General features: G+C 60.7%; 16 protein-coding genes. 4 read left to right on the plus strand and 12 right to left on the minus strand.

Annotated elements, in window-relative coordinates; genetic code table 11:
• The first annotated feature begins 88 nt into the window (after positions 1-88).
• Complete coding sequence (locus AU074_RS14630; protein ID WP_010166446.1) at positions 89-802, plus strand: UTRA domain-containing protein; 714 nt, start codon at positions 89-91, stop codon at positions 800-802.
• A gap of 841 nt (positions 803-1643) precedes the next feature.
• Here AU074_RS14630 and AU074_RS14640 read toward each other — a convergent pair.
• The 3 genes from AU074_RS14640 to AU074_RS34160 all read right to left on the minus strand — a co-directional run bounded on the left by AU074_RS14640 (position 1644) and on the right by AU074_RS34160 (position 5450).
• Positions 1644-2990: an amidohydrolase gene (locus tag AU074_RS14640; protein ID WP_076015305.1), complete on the minus strand. Its 1347-nt coding sequence runs from the start codon at positions 2988-2990 to the stop codon at positions 1644-1646.
• Positions 2991-3041: 51 nt separating this feature from the next.
• Positions 3042-5201 carry a mechanosensitive ion channel family protein gene (locus tag AU074_RS14645; RefSeq protein ID WP_076015306.1) on the minus strand — a complete coding sequence of 720 codons (2160 nt, stop codon included), beginning with the start codon at positions 5199-5201 and terminating at the stop codon, positions 3042-3044.
• A 72-nt stretch (positions 5202-5273) separates the two neighbouring features.
• Entirely contained in the window at positions 5274-5450 is a 177-nt protein-coding gene (locus AU074_RS34160) for a hypothetical protein (RefSeq protein WP_167663519.1), read from the minus strand.
• Positions 5451-5625: 175 nt separating this feature from the next.
• Between AU074_RS34160 and yegS the strand changes: the two genes are divergently transcribed.
• On the plus strand, positions 5626-6528 hold the full coding sequence (yegS, locus tag AU074_RS14650) for a lipid kinase YegS (RefSeq protein ID WP_143503584.1): 903 nt from the start codon (positions 5626-5628) through the stop codon (positions 6526-6528).
• Here yegS and AU074_RS14655 read toward each other — a convergent pair.
• The 3 genes from AU074_RS14655 to AU074_RS14665 form a co-directional block, all read right to left on the minus strand.
• A complete protein-coding gene (locus tag AU074_RS14655) occupies positions 6512-7171 on the minus strand; it encodes a response regulator transcription factor (RefSeq protein ID WP_076015349.1) in 660 nt (219 codons plus the stop codon). The two genes, yegS and AU074_RS14655, sit on opposite strands and share 17 nt — an antisense overlap.
• Positions 7168-8061: a sensor histidine kinase gene (locus AU074_RS14660; protein WP_076015307.1), complete on the minus strand. Its 894-nt coding sequence runs from the start codon at positions 8059-8061 to the stop codon at positions 7168-7170. Before AU074_RS14660 ends, AU074_RS14655 begins: the two co-directional genes overlap by 4 nt.
• 321 nt (positions 8062-8382) lie before the next feature.
• A complete protein-coding gene (locus AU074_RS14665) occupies positions 8383-8829 on the minus strand; it encodes a hypothetical protein (protein WP_076015350.1) in 447 nt (148 codons plus the stop codon).
• Positions 8830-9380: 551 nt separating this feature from the next.
• Here AU074_RS14665 and AU074_RS14670 point away from each other — a divergent pair.
• On the plus strand, positions 9381-10316 hold the full coding sequence (locus tag AU074_RS14670; RefSeq protein WP_017479493.1) for a chemotaxis protein CheV: 936 nt from the start codon (positions 9381-9383) through the stop codon (positions 10314-10316).
• A gap of 39 nt (positions 10317-10355) precedes the next feature.
• Positions 10356-11162, plus strand: a complete 807-nt coding sequence (locus tag AU074_RS14675; RefSeq protein WP_076015308.1) for an MOSC domain-containing protein — start codon at positions 10356-10358, stop codon at positions 11160-11162.
• A gap of 65 nt (positions 11163-11227) precedes the next feature.
• On the opposite strand, the gene AU074_RS14680 is transcribed toward AU074_RS14675, so the two are convergent.
• The 6 genes from AU074_RS14680 to atuD form a co-directional block, all read right to left on the minus strand.
• Entirely contained in the window at positions 11228-11512 is a 285-nt protein-coding gene (locus AU074_RS14680) for a pyrimidine/purine nucleoside phosphorylase (RefSeq protein WP_014337306.1), read from the minus strand.
• Positions 11513-11559: 47 nt separating this feature from the next.
• Positions 11560-12102, minus strand: a complete 543-nt coding sequence (locus tag AU074_RS14685) for an exonuclease domain-containing protein (RefSeq protein ID WP_076015309.1) — start codon at positions 12100-12102, stop codon at positions 11560-11562.
• 71 nt (positions 12103-12173) lie between these two features.
• The gene (locus AU074_RS14690; protein ID WP_076015310.1) at positions 12174-14108 is read right to left on the minus strand and encodes an acetyl/propionyl/methylcrotonyl-CoA carboxylase subunit alpha; all 1935 of its coding nucleotides are present in this window, start codon (positions 14106-14108) and stop codon (positions 12174-12176) included.
• A 305-nt stretch (positions 14109-14413) separates the two neighbouring features.
• Positions 14414-14932 carry a hypothetical protein gene (locus AU074_RS32800; RefSeq protein ID WP_083676682.1) on the minus strand — a complete coding sequence of 173 codons (519 nt, stop codon included), beginning with the start codon at positions 14930-14932 and terminating at the stop codon, positions 14414-14416.
• A 377-nt stretch (positions 14933-15309) separates the two neighbouring features.
• Positions 15310-16083: an enoyl-CoA hydratase/isomerase family protein gene (locus AU074_RS14705; RefSeq protein WP_076015311.1), complete on the minus strand. Its 774-nt coding sequence runs from the start codon at positions 16081-16083 to the stop codon at positions 15310-15312.
• Positions 16080-17237 (minus strand): citronellyl-CoA dehydrogenase, encoded by a 1158-nt coding sequence (gene atuD / locus AU074_RS14710; RefSeq protein WP_076015312.1) that lies wholly within the window; start codon positions 17235-17237, stop codon positions 16080-16082. The genes AU074_RS14705 and atuD overlap by 4 nt, the downstream gene beginning before the upstream one ends.
• Positions 17238-17307 lie beyond the last annotated feature (70 nt).

A 17307-nucleotide genomic window follows, 5' to 3' on the forward strand; every position in this document is an offset into this window, starting at 1 on the left:
CCTAGGCTTGCACGCAATAGCAGAGGCGCGTTTAGCGGGCGTTTTGTGCACCTGAATAGTGCTGGTCTAGTCCAGATAGGTAACGTTGATGCGTGATGAGGCAACCAAGGCGGTGACAACCATTGGCCTGGCGCTGCAAGAGCAGATCGACCATGGCTTGTTGGCGCCTGCCAGTAAGCTGCCGGCCGAGCGCAAGCTGAGCGAGTTGTTTGGTACCACCCGGATTACGGTGCGGGAAGCCTTGTTACAACTTGAGGCCCAAGGGCAGATTTATCGCGAGGAACGGCGGGGGTGGTTTGTTTCGCCTCCCAGGCTTGCCTATAACCTGATGCAACGCAGTCACTTTCACGCGATGGTGAGTGCGCAGGGGCGGGTGCCGTCGACTGAGGTGATTTCGGCGCGGTTGCAGCCGGCATCGGCGGCGGTGTGTGCGTGGTTGCAGTTGCCGGCGTTGTCCAGCGTGATCCAGATTTGCCGGGGGCGCAGGATTGATGGGCGGTTGGTGTTGTATGTGGAGCACTATCTGAACCCGCAGTATTTTCCGGGGATTCTGGAGTGTGATTTGAATCAGTCGATTACGGAGTTGTATGCGCGGGTGTATGACTTGCATTACGGGCGGGTGCGGTTTGAGATTGTGCCGACGTCATTGCAGGTTGAGGCCGCGGCGGCGTTGAGGGTGTCGGTGGGGAGCCCGGGGTTGCGGATTGCTCGGGTTAATTATGATCAGCATGAGCGGTTGATTGATTGTGATCTGGAGTTTTGGCGGCATGATGCGATTCATGTGGGGGTGGATGTGGTTTGACGGGTTTTCTGTGTACATATCCGTTGTTTAGGTAACGGCGACTTAGGGGGCCGCTCTTACAGCGGGTCACTTTTGAAAAGCGCAAAAGTAACCAAAACGCTCTGCCCCGCCTGTCGGCACCTCGCCTAGGCTCGGTGTTCCCTCACTCCGGCATTGCTCCGCGGGCCGCCGCGACGGGCCATCCATGGCCCGGCGCGGCTAAACCGGCGTCCTGCCGGTTTACCCGCTCCGCAATACCTGCGTTCGGCCTCGGGCTGAATGGGGCAGTCAGATCAAAATCAAAAGCAGATCAAGAGCACAGCGGCCTCCCGGCCGGCTTGAGTGTTAAAAGCAAAAGCAAAGACCAGAGCGAAAACAGATCTGCTTTTCTGTGGGAGCGGGCTTGCTCGCGAAAAACCTGAGAGCGCCGCGCTCATTCAGGATGCCATCGTCATCGTTAACGACCTTCGCGAGCAAGCCCGCTCCCACATTTGGAGCGTGCCCGCTTTAGCTTCTGATCTTGCTGTTGCTGTTGCTTCACCACACTCAAGCCGGCCGGTAGGCCGCTGTGCTCTTGATCTGCTGTTGATCTTGAACTTAGGCGCCCCGTTAAACCACGCTGGCCGAACGCAGGCAGTACGGAGCGGGTAAACCGGCAGGACGCCGGTTTAGCCGCGACGGGGCAGGGACGCCCCGTCGCGGCGGCCCGCTTCGTGGTGCCGGAGTGAGGGCACACCGAGCCCAAGCGAGGTGCCGAGTGGTGGGGCAAGAGCGTTTTGCTTACTTTTGCGCTTTTCAAAAGTGAGCCGCTGTAAGAGCGGAACCATAGGCAGCCGTTACCTAAATAACGGATATGCCCCCCTCAATCCCCCGCATTGGCATACAAATAATCCGTCGCCAACGAAGCCAACGTCCTAACCCCAACCACCAGCGCCGACTCATCCACAAAGAACCCCGGATTATGATTGGGCGCCGCCTTACTCATATCCTGATCCCTCGGCGTCACCCCCAAAAAGACAAACAACCCCGGCGCCTCCTTGGCATAAAACGAGAAGTCCTCAGCACCACCTACGAGCGGGGCGTTGACCACATCACCCTTCGCCGCCCAACGCAAACTCGGCAGCATCTTCTCGGTCAACGCCGGGTTATTGATGGTCGGATCATACTTCTCAATAATCGTAACCTCAGCCTTCGCCCCACCACTCTCGGCGATTTTCTCGACGGTCTGCCGCACATCCGCATGCAGCTTCTGGCGAATGCCATAGTCGTAAGAGCGAATGGTCCCACTCATATCCACCGACTCAGGAATGATGTTGTACCGCGTCCCCCCGTTGATGGTGCCAATACTCACCACCGCCGGAAACGAAGAAATGTCGGTACGCCGACTCACCACCGTCTGCAACCCAACGATGGCCTGCGCCCCCACGGTAATCGGATCAATCCCGTCCCACGGCCGCCCCGCATGGGTCTGCTTGCCCAGGATCTTGATCCGCAGGTCATCCGAACTCGCCAGGGTAGGCCCCGGCCGATACGCGATCTGCCCCGCAGGCACACCCGCCCAGACGTGCACCCCAAATACCGCATCCGGCTTGGGCGATTTCATCACCCCCTCCTGCACCATCATCTTCGCGCCCCAGGTGTTCTTGCCATCGGGGATAAAGTCGCTCGGGCCTTCTTCAGCCGGCTGGAAATAAAACACCACGGTACCCGGCAGACGATCACGCATGCCGGTCAGGATTTTCGCCGTGCTCAGCAGGATGGCCGTGTGGGCGTCGTGGCCACAGGCGTGCATCACGTCGACTTCTTTGTCGAGGTACACGCCCTTGGCCTTCGAGGCAAAGGGCAGGCCGGACACTTCCTTGACCGGCAGCGCGTCCATGTCAGCGCGCAAGGCGACGGTCGGGCCGGGCAGGGCGCCGTTGAGGATCGCGACGACACCCGTGCGAGCGACGCCGGTCTTGACCTCCAGCCCCATCTCCCGCAATTGCTTGGCCACCAGTTCTGCGGTGCGCTTTTCGGTGTTGCCCAGTTCAGGATGGGCGTGGATGTCGCGCCGGGTCTCCAGCAAGGCCGGTTCCAGCACTTTCGCCTGGGCGGCGATTTCTTCGCGGGCACTGTCCTGGCCGCTGCTGGCGGCGATGACCGCGCTGCTGGCGACACCGCACAGCAGGCCGAGTACCCATTGATGTGTAAGACCGGTCAAACGCATAAGGACTCTCCATGATTATTGTTGTTGATCCTGACGTCGTCCGGGCCGCGCTTATTCTTTCTCCTGCACGCCTCCGGCCGCCGTCACCACTTGCACGCTCAAGCGCGGGGTGGCCAGGTCCAGCCCGGCTTCGTCGAGGTGACGCTTGAGCGACAAGTTGAACGCCCGCGAAACCTCCCACTGCTTGATCGGCGCGGTCTTGAAGCGGGCGCGAAGAATCGCACTGCCGGACTCGAAACTTTCTACACCCTGAATCTCCAGCGGCGACCAGATATTGCGCCGCTGCAACGGGTCGTTGCGCATCTTCTGCCCGACGTCGCGCATCAGCTTGATGGCGTCGTCGATTTCCATGTTGTACGGAATCGCCACCCGGAAGATCGCGTAGCCGAATTCCCGGGAGTAGTTCTTGATGCTTTTGATCTCACTGAACGGGATCGTATGCACGATCCCGTCGATGTCCCGCAGGCGCACCGTACGGATGGTCAAGCCTTCGACCGTACCCAGGTGACCGCCGACATCCACATAGTCATCGATCGCCAAGGAGTCTTCGATAATGATGAACAGGCCGGTGATCAAATCCGCCACCAACGACTGTGCACCAAAACCGATGGCCAAACCGATCACACCGGCACCGGCCAGCAGTGGTGTGACGTTCATGCCCATGTTCGCCAGGGCGACGATGGCGGCAATGATGAAGATGGTCACGAACAGCACGTTGCGAATCAACGGCATCATCGTCTGCGCACGCGCATTGGCCAGGCCTTTGCGCGAGCGGGTGAGGGCGTGGTGGATGGCGGTGTCGCTGAGGATCCAGATCAGCCAGGCGAACAATAACGTGCCGGCAAGACCGAACAGCTTGACGCTGATTTCATGGCCGTCGCCTTCAGTAAAGCGAATCAGCGACAGCCCCCAGACCCGCAGGCCCAGTTCGATAAACACCAGCCACACCACCAGGTGGGCGAGGGTGTAGACGAAACTTTTCAGGCGATCGGAGTACAGCGCATGGCGCTTGTGCCCACGCTGAGGCTTGAGTGAATGACGGCGCACCAGGCCGTTGATCACCATGCACAGCACCAGCAACACCGTGCACAACAGTGATTGGCGCAGGGCGGTGCTGGTGTCGCCGGCGGAGACGAAAGTGGCGAACAGCGAGATGCCCACCAGCAGCAACGCCGGCAGGTACCAGAACGTGCCGACGATTTCGATGGTGTCGCTCAGGGCGCGGCGGGTCAGGCGGCGGGACAGCGGCTGGTTGCGGATCAGGTGCGCAATGGGCCGACGGAAACGCAGGATGAACACGCCGGTGGACAGCGCGGCCATGACATTGGCGATGGTCGCGGCGACATGGGACAAATGCTGGCCCAGGCTCTCGGCCAGGCGCGGGTCGCTGACGGCTTCGCCAAAGGCGGCAAAGCTGCCGATCAGCCACAACGGGCGAAAGGCCTGGTGGCGCAGGATATACAAGGCGCGGTGGCGGTGCGGGCCATCCAGCACGGAAAACGCGACCACGCAGATCGCCGAGAAGCAGGTGCCCACTACCAGCGCGTAGGCCAGCACCATCGCCAGGGATTTGCCCAGGGACGAGGGCAGCGCGTAGCTCATGTAGACGGTGATTACCAACGCGATCAGCCATGGCCCGAGCTTGCGCAGGGCGAAGCGCAACAGGTCCCAGGTCTTGGGGTGTTGGGGCAGTTCTTCGGTCAGGCCGAAGCGCTCGCGCACTCGGTGGCTGAGCCAGATCAGCACGGCGGCCAGCAGGCTCCAGAGCATCAGGATCATGGCAAACGCAAAGATGATCGGCAGCCATTCGCTGGCCGGCAGCATCAATGCAGTGAGTTCATCCTTGGCCAGGTCAAACTCGTTGGACCAGCGATTGATCGGGCTGTCGGCGCCGGAGAACTGTTGCTCCAGACTGGACAGGGTGCCGCCGATCAAACCGAGTACACCCAATTCGGCGGCGGGCTGGGCTTTTTGTGTGGTTTCCCGGAGCTTTTTCAGGTCGCTCAGCAGCTTGGTGCGCTGCTGGTCGTTTTCCAGGGTCTTGATCACCTCGTCCAGGGACTGGCCCAACGGGACGTCGGCTTGCGGTTGGGTTTTGTTAGTGCTGCCCAGCAGTCCCGGCAGGCCCACGGCGTGGGCAGGCGCCATGGGCAGCAAAGTCAGCAGGCAGAAAAGCAGGCAACAGGGCAGGGCAAACAGACGGGCAAGCACGAGGCGGTCAACCTTAAAAACGACGAATTGGCCGAGTGTACGAGGCCGTCATGTGCAATGCGAGTGAGATTGTCATTCCGCGAGTTTGGCGAGGATCTTGTAAACCACGGTGCCGAGGATCAGCAGCATGCCGATCCACATGCCGAATACGCCGATGGCTTTGTCGCGAAAGTTGAAGCCTACGGCCAGGAGAATCATGCCGGTCAGGATCGGGATGAGCATGGAGTGGAAGGCGGACATGGTGATCATGGTGCGACGGCCTTGTCGGATGAGAATGGGTGCAAGTCTAGGCGGATTTCGCGAAATGCGAGTTGATCCGTGTCAGAAACGCCACAAACCCCGGTTAATTTCCAAAGCCAATGGCTTTTTTTCGATTGGCCACGGTCAACATCCCCAGGAAACTTAAACCCAGGAGCATTCATCCATGAGCACACCCAAGGCACTGTTGATTCTGCACGGCAAGCAAGCCCTCAACGAAGAGGTGCGGGCGGCAGTGCAGGGCAAGCGCGAGCAGGGTTGGGAGTTGGCCGTGCGGGTGACGTGGGAGGGCGGCGATGCCCAGCGGTTTGTCGATCAGGCCCTCGCCGATGGCTACACGCGGCTGATTGCCGGCGGCGGTGACGGTACGCTGCGGGATGTGGCCGAGGCCATGGCCCGGGCCAAGACTGAGGCCAGCCTGGTGCTGATGCCCCTCGGCACCGCCAACGATTTTGCCCGTGCCGCCGGTGTGCCGCTGGAGCCTGAGCAGGCGTTGGACCTGCTGGACGTGCCGGCCCGTGCCATCGACCTGGGCGAAGTGGGTGGGCAGATCTTCCTTAACATGGCCACCGGCGGATTTGGCAGCCAAGTCACCGCCAACACCTCCGAAGACCTGAAGAAGGTCCTCGGCGGCGCAGCGTATCTGTTTACCGGCCTGTCACGTTTCAGCGAGTTGCGTGCGGCCTACGGTGAATTGCAGGGCCCCGACTTCCACTGGCGCGGCGAGCTGCTGGCCTTGGGCATCGGCAATGGGCGCCAGGCCGGCGGCGGACATGTGCTGTGCCCCGATGCCCTGGCCGATGATGGTTTGCTGGATATCAGCATTCTGCCGGCGCCTCAGGAAGTGGTCGGCACCCTGCGTAGCCTGATGACGGACGGCTGGGGCCTGGACAACATGTTTGTGCGGGCGCGTTTGCCGTGGGTCGAAATCAAGGTGGCCGAAGGGCTGGCGATCAATCTGGACGGCGAGCCGCTCCAGGGTGATGACTTGCACTTTTCGGCCTTGCCCCAGGCGCTACGGGTGCATTTGCCGGCGGATTCGCCGTTGCTGACTAATCGTCCAGACTGATGATCTGTTCGCGCACCGCGAACAACACCAGGCCCGCCACATCGAAAATCTGCAAGCGCTTCATGATTTGCGAGCGGTGGGCTTCTACGGTCTTGATGCTCAAGCCCAGGCCATTGGCGATTTCCCGGGTGGACTTGCCGCGCACGATCAAGCGCAGGATTTCCAGTTGGCGCGCGGTCAGGTTGTGGCTGTGGGGCGGTGGATTGGCCTGGGCCTGATTGCGGATCAGCGCCTGGTTGATCACCGTGTGGGCGATGGCCGGGCTCAGGTAGCGTTCGTTGTTGCGCAAGGCCAGCAGCGCGTGCTCCAGCTCATTGGCGGTGGTGTCCTTGAGCAGGTAGCCATGGGCGCCGGACTCCAGGGCGCACATGATCAGTTCCGGGTCGGTGTGCATCGAGAGGATCAGCACTTTGCTCTTCGGATAGGCCTGCCTGAGGTCCTTCAAGGCATCGAGCCCGCCGGTGTGCTTCATCGACAGGTCAAGCAGCACGATATCGGGTTGCAGCGCGTCGAATCGCTCCAGCAACTGGGCGCCGTCGCTCGCTTCGCCGATCACCGCGTAGCCGGGAATATCCATGACCAGCGCACGCACGCCGGCCCTGATCAGGGAGTGGTCATCCACCAGGAGTAAATTGCACGTCACTCTAGAACCTTATGGGGGTTGGCCCGTTCGAGGGCGCGGGGCGCCCAGGGGAAAAGCGCTTCGATCCGTGTGCCAAAGCCTGGCTGGCTATTGACGGACAATGTGCCGCCCAGTTGATCAATCCGCTCGGACATCCCGGCCATGCCCCGCTGGCCTTCCTGGGCGGGGTTGATGGCGGGCGAGAAGCCCAGGCCGTCATCACTGATAAACAGTGAAAGGCCTTCGGGCAGGCGTTGCAGGCGTACCAGCAGGTTGCGTGCCTGGGCATGGCGCAGCATGTTGGTGACGGCTTCCTGAGTAATGCGAAAGGCAGCAACGGCCATTTCTTCCGGGATGCCGGTCAGCCGTTGATGGCATTCCAGGCTCCAGCTTACCTGGGTGTTTTCCAGAGTCTTGAGCAGGTGCGCCCGCAGGCTCGCCTCCAGCCCCAGGCTCGCCAACTGCCGGGGATTGAGGATGGCCGACACGTCCTGCACCTTGGCCAGTGTTTCGTTCAGGGTGTTGCACAGCACCGCACAATGCCCTTGCAGGTCTTCCGGCAGGCGGCGTTTGAGCCATTCACTTTGCAGCTTGGCGGCGGTCAACAGTTGGCCGATATCGTCGTGAAGTTCGCGGCTCAGGCGATGCCGTTCGTTCTCTTGGACCTGTAACAGACGTTCGGCCAGTTCCTGGGGCTGGAACTTGATGGACTTGCGTGAGCGCCACTGTTGCAGGCCCACCACCAACAGGGTGGCCAGGTTCAATAGCAGCAAGGCCAGAGGCAGATCGGCCGAGCGTGCATAAGCCCACAGGCTGAGCAGGCACGCGCACAGGCATAGCGCGAGGGTCATCCTGCGTGCATTGCTTCGGGACACGGACCTTGCGATGAGTGACTTCAGGCTGGCGTACATAGGAGGCGCATTTCACGTTTATATGCATCATGAAGTTGAGTCACTTCGAGCGGGGCATGGTACCACCACTATTACCGTTGGTCGCCTTTCGCCGAGCTTGATGAGGCGTATTAATCATGGCAGCGCCCCGGGAGGGAGTCCCGGAGTTCAAAGAGTGGGGGGAGTTGTATCATTGAAGTTGTTTTGTATCGGTATTGTCGTTAGTGGCTTATTGATATTTTTCTGCTAACGACGACGTCATGCATGATTAGTTGTGGCTGTCGTTTTTGGATAAGTCAGCAATTTAATGCGACATTTTTGTCGAGTAAATGAGAAGAAAACTCAAATCGCGTAAGGCCTGTGATGCTGTTGTGTGTAGCCAAAATTGCTTTGCGGGATGTGTTGAACGACGGTGGCAATCAGCACGTTTTGTTCGGTTTCATCCAGGCTGAGTTTGCCGGTTTTTGCGTCGATCAACTCCAGTTGCCAGGCCAGCAATGTGAGGCACGCATTCAGCGCATCCAGCGCCTGGTCATGCAGTTGCAGTGGGCTGGCGGCATTGCTGATCAAGTACTGTACATGCCGGGAGAACTCGCCAATGGCCCGCAGGGCAAGGGCGTCGGATTTTTCGGCGAGCTTGATCAGGCTGCTTTTCATACAGTCGATCGCGTCGCTGTCGTTTCGGATCAAATGCAGGTGGCTCAAGCACTCCTGGGACTTGGCCAGCAGCATTTCCGCCTCCAGGAGAAACTCGGGAAGTGCAAGTTGCCACTCTGTGCCGTCGTTCATCATGCAAGTCTCCAAAACATACGGTCGGATAATGAGATGTCGCACTGGGTGAATGGCTTCAAAGTACTGCTGAAATATGACGAATATCTGTAGGTTGCTTCCGACTTTCCAGTAGGACTTTTATTTGATTGATCGCCGCGATCGTTTGAACCCCCCTGATTGCTCAAGGGCATCCGCACAACTTCTTTGGTTGCCAAGACGTAAGTCTTAGGACGACCCGTGGGCCGTGGGCTTGCGATAGCCAACAAAAGCCTGACTCCATTCATGCAATGAGAATGGCGTCACATTAATGGCTATTAGATATCGCGAATATCAGGTTGGTCCTGATTGTGGATAGGGGAATCCCTTACATAGGGGAACCTCGCGCTGACTTTGCGGTCACGCGACGGCGGTGATGGGTGTTGTGTGGAAGCTGGCTCAGTAAAGCATGATGTCAGTGTGACATCAATGGATTTGCATGGCATTTTAATGGGGGTCAAGGTCCGGCGTTTGCCGCCGATAACCTGCTTCAGTGACCAGCACTATCCATCCGCTAAACCCAGGAGTCTTTAATGGCCGGCATTCTCGACACGGTAGATCAACGCACACAATTGGTGGGTGAGAATCGCCTGGAGATCCTCATGTTTCGCCTGGCCGGGCGGCAGCTGTTCGCGATCAACGTGTTCAAGGTGCAGGAAGTGCTGCAACTGCCCAAGTTGACCCTGATGCCCCAGCGCCATCCGTTTGTCTGCGGCGTGGTCAACCTGCGTGGCCAGACGTTGCCGGTGATCGACCTGTCCCAGGCGATTGGCATGCGCCCGCTGATTCCGGGGCCCAACAGCACCATTATCGTCACCGAGTACAACCGTTCGGTGCAGGCATTCCTGGTGGGCGGTGTCGACCGCATCGTCAACATGAACTGGGAGGCGATCCTGCCACCCCCGGCGAGTGCCGGGCGCCAGCATTACCTGACGGCCATCAGCAAGGTCGATGACCAGTTGGTGGAAATCATCGACGTGGAAAAAGTCCTCGCCGAAATCGTGCCCTACAACGCCAAGGTTTCCCGCGAGAAACTCGAAGACCCGGTACTGGAGCGCGCCCGCGGCCGCGAAGTGCTGCTGGTGGATGACTCCAACGTCGCCCTCTCGCAACTGCGTGACACCCTCGGCCAACTGGGGGTGAAGATGCACATCGCCAGCGATGGCCTCAAGGCCCTGAACATGCTCAAGGGTTGGGCCGACAGCGGTCAGGTGATGACCGACAAGCTGTTGATGATCTTCACCGACGCCGAAATGCCCGAGATGGACGGCTACCGCCTGACCACCGAGATTCGCAACGACCCGCGCCTGCGTGGCCTGTACGTGGTGCTGCACACGTCGTTGTCCGGCAGCTTCAATGATTCGATGGTGAAGAAGGTCGGCTGCGACAACTTCCTCTCCAAGTTCCAGCCCGACAAGTTGGTGGACGTTGTGCGTCAGCGCCTGATGCTGGACGAAGTACCGGCTTGAGCTTAGGGTGACGGCTTTGCCCCTCAGGAATGCAGGCCCATGCTTCGTCTCAGCGCGTTGTACCGATACCCCTTGAAGTCCGGCAAGGGTGAAACCTTGCAGCAGATCAGCCTGGACAAGCTGGGGCTCGACGGGGATCGACGCTGGATGCTGGTGGACGAAGCCAGCGGGCGGTTCCTGACCCAGCGGGCCGTGGCCAAAATGAGCCAGCTGTCGGCGCTGTGGAACAGTGCCGGTGGCCTGACCTTGAGCGCCGAAGGCCAACCGGCCCTCGACGTGCCACTGCCCGGCAGCGATGCCGAGTTGCGCGGCGTGACCATCTGGCGCGACACCTTGCGCGTGCCCGACGCCGGTGATGAAGCGGGTGCCTGGGTCAGCGAGTTCATCGGCAAACCCACGCGGCTGGTGCAAGTGCCGCTGGCACGGGCACGTACGACCGAGGCCGGCTACGGCAATGACGATGACAAGGTCGCGTTTGCCGATGGTTTTCCGTTGCTGCTGATCGGCCAGGCGTCGCTGGATGACTTGTCGCAGCGAGTCGGTCGGCCGATGGAAATGCTGCGTTTTCGTCCCAACCTGGTGATCGAGGGCAGCGAAGCGTTTGCTGAGGACGGTTGGAAGCGGGTACGGATTGGCGACGTGGAGTTTCGCGTGGTCAAGTCCTGCTCACGCTGCATCCTGACCACCATCGACCCGGCGAGCGGCGAACGCAGCGCCGACCGCGAACCGCTGGCCACCCTCAAGACCTACCGCGAGCGAGAGGGTGATGTGATGTTTGGGCAGAACCTGGTCAACGATGGTGTGGGTCGCCTGGAAGTCGGTATGCCGGTGACGATCCTGGAGTAAGCAGCGCTTAAATGAAAAATGCCCGTCTCTTGCGAGACGGGCATTTTTTATGGCCGGCGCAAAGATCAGCCGCGGTATTCGCACAGGTAAGCCGTGTCGACCGCTACCTTCAGCTGGAACTTGCTGTTGGCAGGCACGTTGAACTGGCTACCGGCTTCGAAGGTTTCCCAGTCTGTGCTGTCTGGCAGCTTGACGGTCAGCGCGCCCGACACCACGTGCATGATTTCACGCTGGGCGGTGCCGAATTCGTATTCACCCGGGGCCATGACGCCGATGGTCGCCGGACCTTCTGCTGTGCCGAAAGCGATCGACTTGACGGTGCCGTCGAAGTACTCGTTGACTTTAAACATGGGCGAATCCTCGGAAAAGGGTCAAGAAAGGTCGGCCAGTATGCCTTCTACACGGGCAAAATCAACGGCAGCAGCCGTGCGGTATTGCGCGCATCTTCCAGCGCCCGGTGCTGCTGGCCATGGAACTGCATGCCCGCCAGTTGCAGCGCGCCGTTGAGCCCCAGCGGCTTGTCCAGGCGCCGGGCCTTGGCGAAGCGTTGCTTGAGGTTCACGTGAGGGGTCTGGCCCAGCACGCTGCTCAAGCCATGGCGCTGCCACTCCAGCTCCAGTTGCTGGCGGTCGTAATCGCCCCAACTCGCCCAGCCTTCCAGGCGCGCGTGGTGTTGACCGAGCCAGCGTTCGAACAGCGGCCACACCTCAATCAACGGTGCGGCAGCATCGATATTTGCCTGGGTGATGTGGGTCAACTGGCGGCAGAAGGACGTCAGCAACGGCCTGCGCAACGGCCGCACGAAACGCTGGAAATGGTCCAGTTCACGGCCCTGGCGGTTGACCAGGCTCACGCCGATTTCGATGATTTCCATCTCGGTCACGGGCCAGCCGCCTTCATCCGTTGTGGCTTCAAGATCAATAATCAGCCAATGAGGCATCGCAGGTTCCCGTACTCTTCCCGTCCTGATGGGGATAGAGCGTAGCCAAGCCTGCTAGTTCCGCCCAGCGGTTACTCGATCTCCAGCAAAATCTGACGGCTCCTGACCTGATCTCCTGCAACGGCCTGGATTCGCTTGACCACACCACTCATGCCGGCCTTGAGTGGGTGCTCCATTTTCATCGCTTCCAGCACCAGCAAAAGCTGGCCCTTGCTGACCAAGTCGCCTTCGCTGACCCGAACTTCAACAATCGCCCCATCCATCGGCGCCTTGACCATGCCGTTACTGGCCTCGGCCTGGCGGGTGGCAACGGTTTGGGTTCGGTTGGTGATGCATATGCCGGGCAGCCAAAGCTGTGTGCCCTGCAAGTGATAGGCGATGCGGCGGCGAATGCCGTTGACCACGGCTATGGCCCAGCGTCCGTCGATGCTGAGGTCGCGTATTTCGATGGCGTGCTGATCAATCTCGACTTGCAGGCAATTCTCCGCCAGCACACTGAGGCTGATTGCCCGTGGCTCATCCTGGTCGGCCAACTGATAACGCCATGGCACGCTGGCGTTGTTGCGCCAGCCGGATAGCGGCTGGGTGTGAGTGCTGGCGCTGTGTTGGTAAAACAGCGCGGCGGCCAGGGCCAGTTCGGCGTTGGTCGCGTGGGTTCGGGTGATGTCGCTGAAATGCTCGGCGATAAAGCCGGTGCTGAACTCGCCGGCGATGAAGTCTGGATGCTTGAGCAGGCTGGCCAGCAGGCGCTGGTTGGTGGATACGCCGAGCAGCACGCTGTCTTCCACGGCCCTGACCAGCTTGCGCCGAGCCTCTTCGCGGGTGGCGCCGTGGGCGATGACCTTGCCCAGCATCGGGTCGTAGAACGGGGTGATGCGCTGGCCTTCGAGCACGCCATGGTCGATGCGCACACCGGCCGCCGGTTCCCAGCGCAGCACATCGCCGGTTTGCGGGAGGAAACCCTGAGCCGGGTCTTCGGCGTACAGGCGCACTTCCATGGCGTGGCCGCTCAGGGTTACTTGGTCCTGACTCAGGGGGAGCGGCTGGCCGGCGGCGATCTGCAGTTGCCAGGCGACGAGGTCGAGGCCGGTGATCAGTTCGGTGACGGGGTGTTCGACCTGGAGGCGAGTGTTCATTTCCAGGAAGTAGAAATTGCCGTTGCGGTCGAGGAGGAATTCGACGGTGCCGGCGCCGACGTAATTGACGGCGCGGGCGGCCTTCAGCGCGGCTTCGCCCATGGCTTGGCGCAGCTCAAGGGTCATGACGGGGCAGGGTGCTTCTTCGATGACTTTTTGATGGCGGCGCTGGATCGAGCAGTCGCGTTCGCCGAGGTAGATCAGGTTGCCGTGGGTGTCGCCGAACAGTTGGATTTCGACGTGGCGGGGGTCTATCAGGGCTTGTTCGAGGATCAGTTCGGCGCTGCCGAAGGCGTTTTGTGCTTCGGAGCGGGCGGTGCGCAGGTGTTCCAGCAGGGTGTCGGGGCTGTGCACCAGGCGCATGCCGCGACCGCCGCCGCCGGCGCTGGCCTTGATCATCAGCGGGTAGCCGATTTGGTCGGCTTGCTGTTGCAGGGTTGGGTCGTCCTGGTCGGGGCCTTGGTAGCCTTTGATGCAGGGGACGCCGGCGTTGAGCATGGCGACTTTTGAAAGGCGTTTGCTGCCCATCAATTCGATGGCTTCGGGGCTGGGGCCGATGAAGGTCAGGCCGGCGTTTGCGCAGGCGCGGGCGAAGTCGGGGTTTTCGGAGAGGAAGCCGTAGCCGGGGTGGATGGCGTCGGCTCCGGTGCGGTGGGCTGCGTTGAGGATGGCTTCGATGTTCAGGTAGGACTGGGTGACCGGGGCCGGGCCGATGTTGATGGCTTCGTCGGCCATCTGGACGTGCAGTGCGTTGGCGTCGGGGTCGCTGTAGATCGCCACGGTGCGGTAGCCCAGGGCTTGGGCGGTGCGCTGGATGCGGCAGGCGATTTCGCCACGGTTGGCTATGAGAATTTTGTTGAACATCGGCATGGTGTTGTCCCTTGGCTTGTCGGGTACATATCCGTTTCTTTGGTAACGGCCGCTTATGGTTCCGGTCTTACAGCGGGTCACTTTTGAAAAGCCGGAATGCCGGCCCAGTCAAAAGTAACCAAAACGCTCTGCCCCGCCTGTCGGCACCTCGCCTAGGCTCGGCGTTCCCTCACTCCGGCATTGCTCCGCGGGCCGCCGCGACGGGCCATCCATGGCCCGGCGCGGCTAAACCGGCGTCCTGCCGGTTTACCCGCTCCGCACTGCCTGCGTTCGGCCTCGGGCTGAATGGGGCAGTCAGATCAAGATCAAAAGCAGATCAAGAGCACAGCGGCCTCCCGGCTGGCTTCCTTCTCTGTAGGAGCGAGCTTGCTCGCGAAAAACCTGAGACCGCCGCGTTCATTCAGGATGCCCGCGTCATCGTTAACGACCTTCGCGAGCAAGCCCGCTCCCACATTTTGAACCGTGCCCGCTTTAGCTTTTGATTTTGCCTTTGCTTCACCACACTGAAGCCAGCCTGTAGCGGCCTCCCGGCCGGCTTCCTTCTCTGTAGGAGCGAGCTTGCTCGCGAAAAACCTGAGGGCGCCGCGCTCATCCAGAATGCCAGCGTCATCGTTAACGACCTTCGCGAGCAAGCCCGCTCCCACATTTTGAACCGTGCCCGCTTTAGCTTTTGATTTGGCTGTTGCTTCACCACACTCAAGCCGGCCTGTAGCGGCCTCCCGGCCGGCTTCCTTCTTTGTAGGAGCGAGCTTGCTCGCGAAAAACCTGAGGGCGCCGCGTTCATTCAGGATGCCCGCGTCATCGTTAACGACCTTCGCGAGCAAGCCCGCTCCCACATTTCGAACCGTGCCCGCTTTAGCTTTTGATTTGGCTGTTGCTTCACCACACTCAAGCCGGCCTGTAGGCCGCTGTGCTTTTGATTTTGATCTTGATCTTAGGCGCCCCGTTAAACCACGCTGGCCGAACGCAGGCTTTGGAGCGTGGGTAACCCGGCAGGACGCCGGGTTAGCCGCGCTGGGCCAAGGATGGCCCATCGCGGCGGCCCACGCTCCAAAGCCGGAGTGAGGGCACACCGAGCCTAGGCGAGGTGCCGAGTGGTGGGGCAAGAGCGTTTTGGTTACTTTTGCGCTTTTCAAAAGTGACCCGCTGTAAGAGCGGAACCAATCGAAGCCATCACCCAAACAACGGATATGCCCCCAATTCATCGCGCCCACCGCGGCTTGCGCTTCTGCACAAAAGCCTGAGTCCCCTCAATCCCTTCCTCGCCCCAAACCGCCTCGGCAAACCACTCAGCCGCCTGATCCAGCAACGGCCCCAAAGCCTGCTCACCACTGGCCAACACCAACGCCTTGGTCCGCGCATTAGCCCCCGGAGCACAACGCAAAACCTGCCCCAACACCTCATCCACCCGCTCCGCCAACGCCTGCGGATCGTGCTCCACAAAATGCACCAACCCCAACCGCAGCGCCTCGACCCCATCAAACCGCGCCGCCGTCAAAGCCAACCGCCGCGCCTGAGTCAGCCCGATACGCTTCACCACAAACGGCGCAATCTGCGCCGGCAACAACCCAAGGCTGGTCTCCGGCAACCCAAACTGCGCCTGATGATCCGCAATCGCCACATCACTGACACACACCAACCCCAACCCGCCCCCAAGCACCGCACCCTGAAGCACCACAATCACCACCTGCGGCAACGCCTCAACTTCCTGCAGCAGTGCGCCAAACGCCCGGTTCAACGCCTGCAACCCACCCGTGGCCCCGGCGCGCGCCATGTCCTTCACATCCCCACCCGCCGAAAAATGCCCACCGGCGCCACTGATAACCACCGCCCGCAAGGCTTTATCCCCTGACACATCGGCCAGTACCGCCCGCAACTCGGTCACCATCTCAAGGCTCATGGCATTCCGGCTGTCAGGCCGATTGAGCGTCACATGCAACACCCCGTTATGCGGCTCCAGCAACAACGTATTCACGACTTTTTCCCCGGCAAGGTGCCCATCAATTTGCAGATGATCCCCAGCATGATCTCGTCCGCCCCGCCGCCAATCGACACCAACCGCACATCCCGATAAGCCCGGGCCACCGGGTTGTCCCACATGAACCCCATACCGCCCCAATATTGCAGGCAACTGTCACTCACTTCCCGTCCCAGGCGCCCGGCCTTGAGCTTGGCCATCGAGGCCAGTCGCGTCACGTCCTGGCCCTTGATGTACTGCTCGGTGGCCTGGTACACCAGCGCCCGCAGGCATTCGATTTCGGTAGACAGTTCGGCCAAGCGAAAGTGGATCACCTGGTTGTCGATCAACGGCTTGCCAAAGGTCTTGCGCTCCTTGCAGTACTCGATGGTGCTGTCGATGCAGTACTCCAGGCCCTTGACCATATTGGCCGCGCCGAACAGTCGCTCTTCCTGGAACTGCAGCATCTGCATCATGAACCCCGCACCTTCATGGCCGATGCGGTTGCGCTGGGGGATGCGCACGTCGTCGAAAAACACTTGGGCGGTTTCCGAGCTGTGCATGCCGAGCTTTTCCAGGGGCGGGCTAACGCTGATACCCGGGGTGTTCATCGGCACCATGATCAGCGACTTGTTGATGTGTGGCTTGTCGTCGGAGGTGTTGGCCAGCAGGCAGATAAAGTCGGCGCTCGGTGAGTTGGTGATCCACATCTTGCTGCCGTTGATCACATAGTCGGTGCCGTCCTTGCGGGCATGGGTTTTCAGCCCGGCTACGTCGGAGCCGGCGCCGGTTTCCGAGACGCCAATGCAGCCCACGTGCTCGCCGCTGATGGCCGGGCGCAGGAATTCTTCGCGTAACTCATCGGAGCCGAAACGGGCCAGGGCCGGGGTGCACATGTCGGTTTGCACGCCGATGGACATCGGGATACCGCCGCAGCGGATGCTGCCGAATTCTTCGGCGGCGACGATGGAGTAACTGTAGTCGAGGCCCATGCCACCGAATTTTTCCGGCTTGGAGATACCCAGCAAACCGAGGTCGCCGGCCTTGCGGAAGATCTCGTGGATCGGGAAGCGTCCGGCCTTTTCCCATTCATCGACGTGGGGGTTGATCTCGCGCTCGACAAAGCCACGGACGGTGCGACGCAGTTCTTCGTGTTCCTGGGTGAAAATCATTTTTATTGTTCTCCCTATGGGGACGCGGAGCGTCCCGGGCTGCATTCCCACGCGGGGCGTGGGAACGATC

This window comes from Pseudomonas sp. ATCC PTA-122608, assembly GCF_001952855.1.
Taxonomy (GTDB): Bacteria; Pseudomonadota; Gammaproteobacteria; order Pseudomonadales; family Pseudomonadaceae; genus Aquipseudomonas.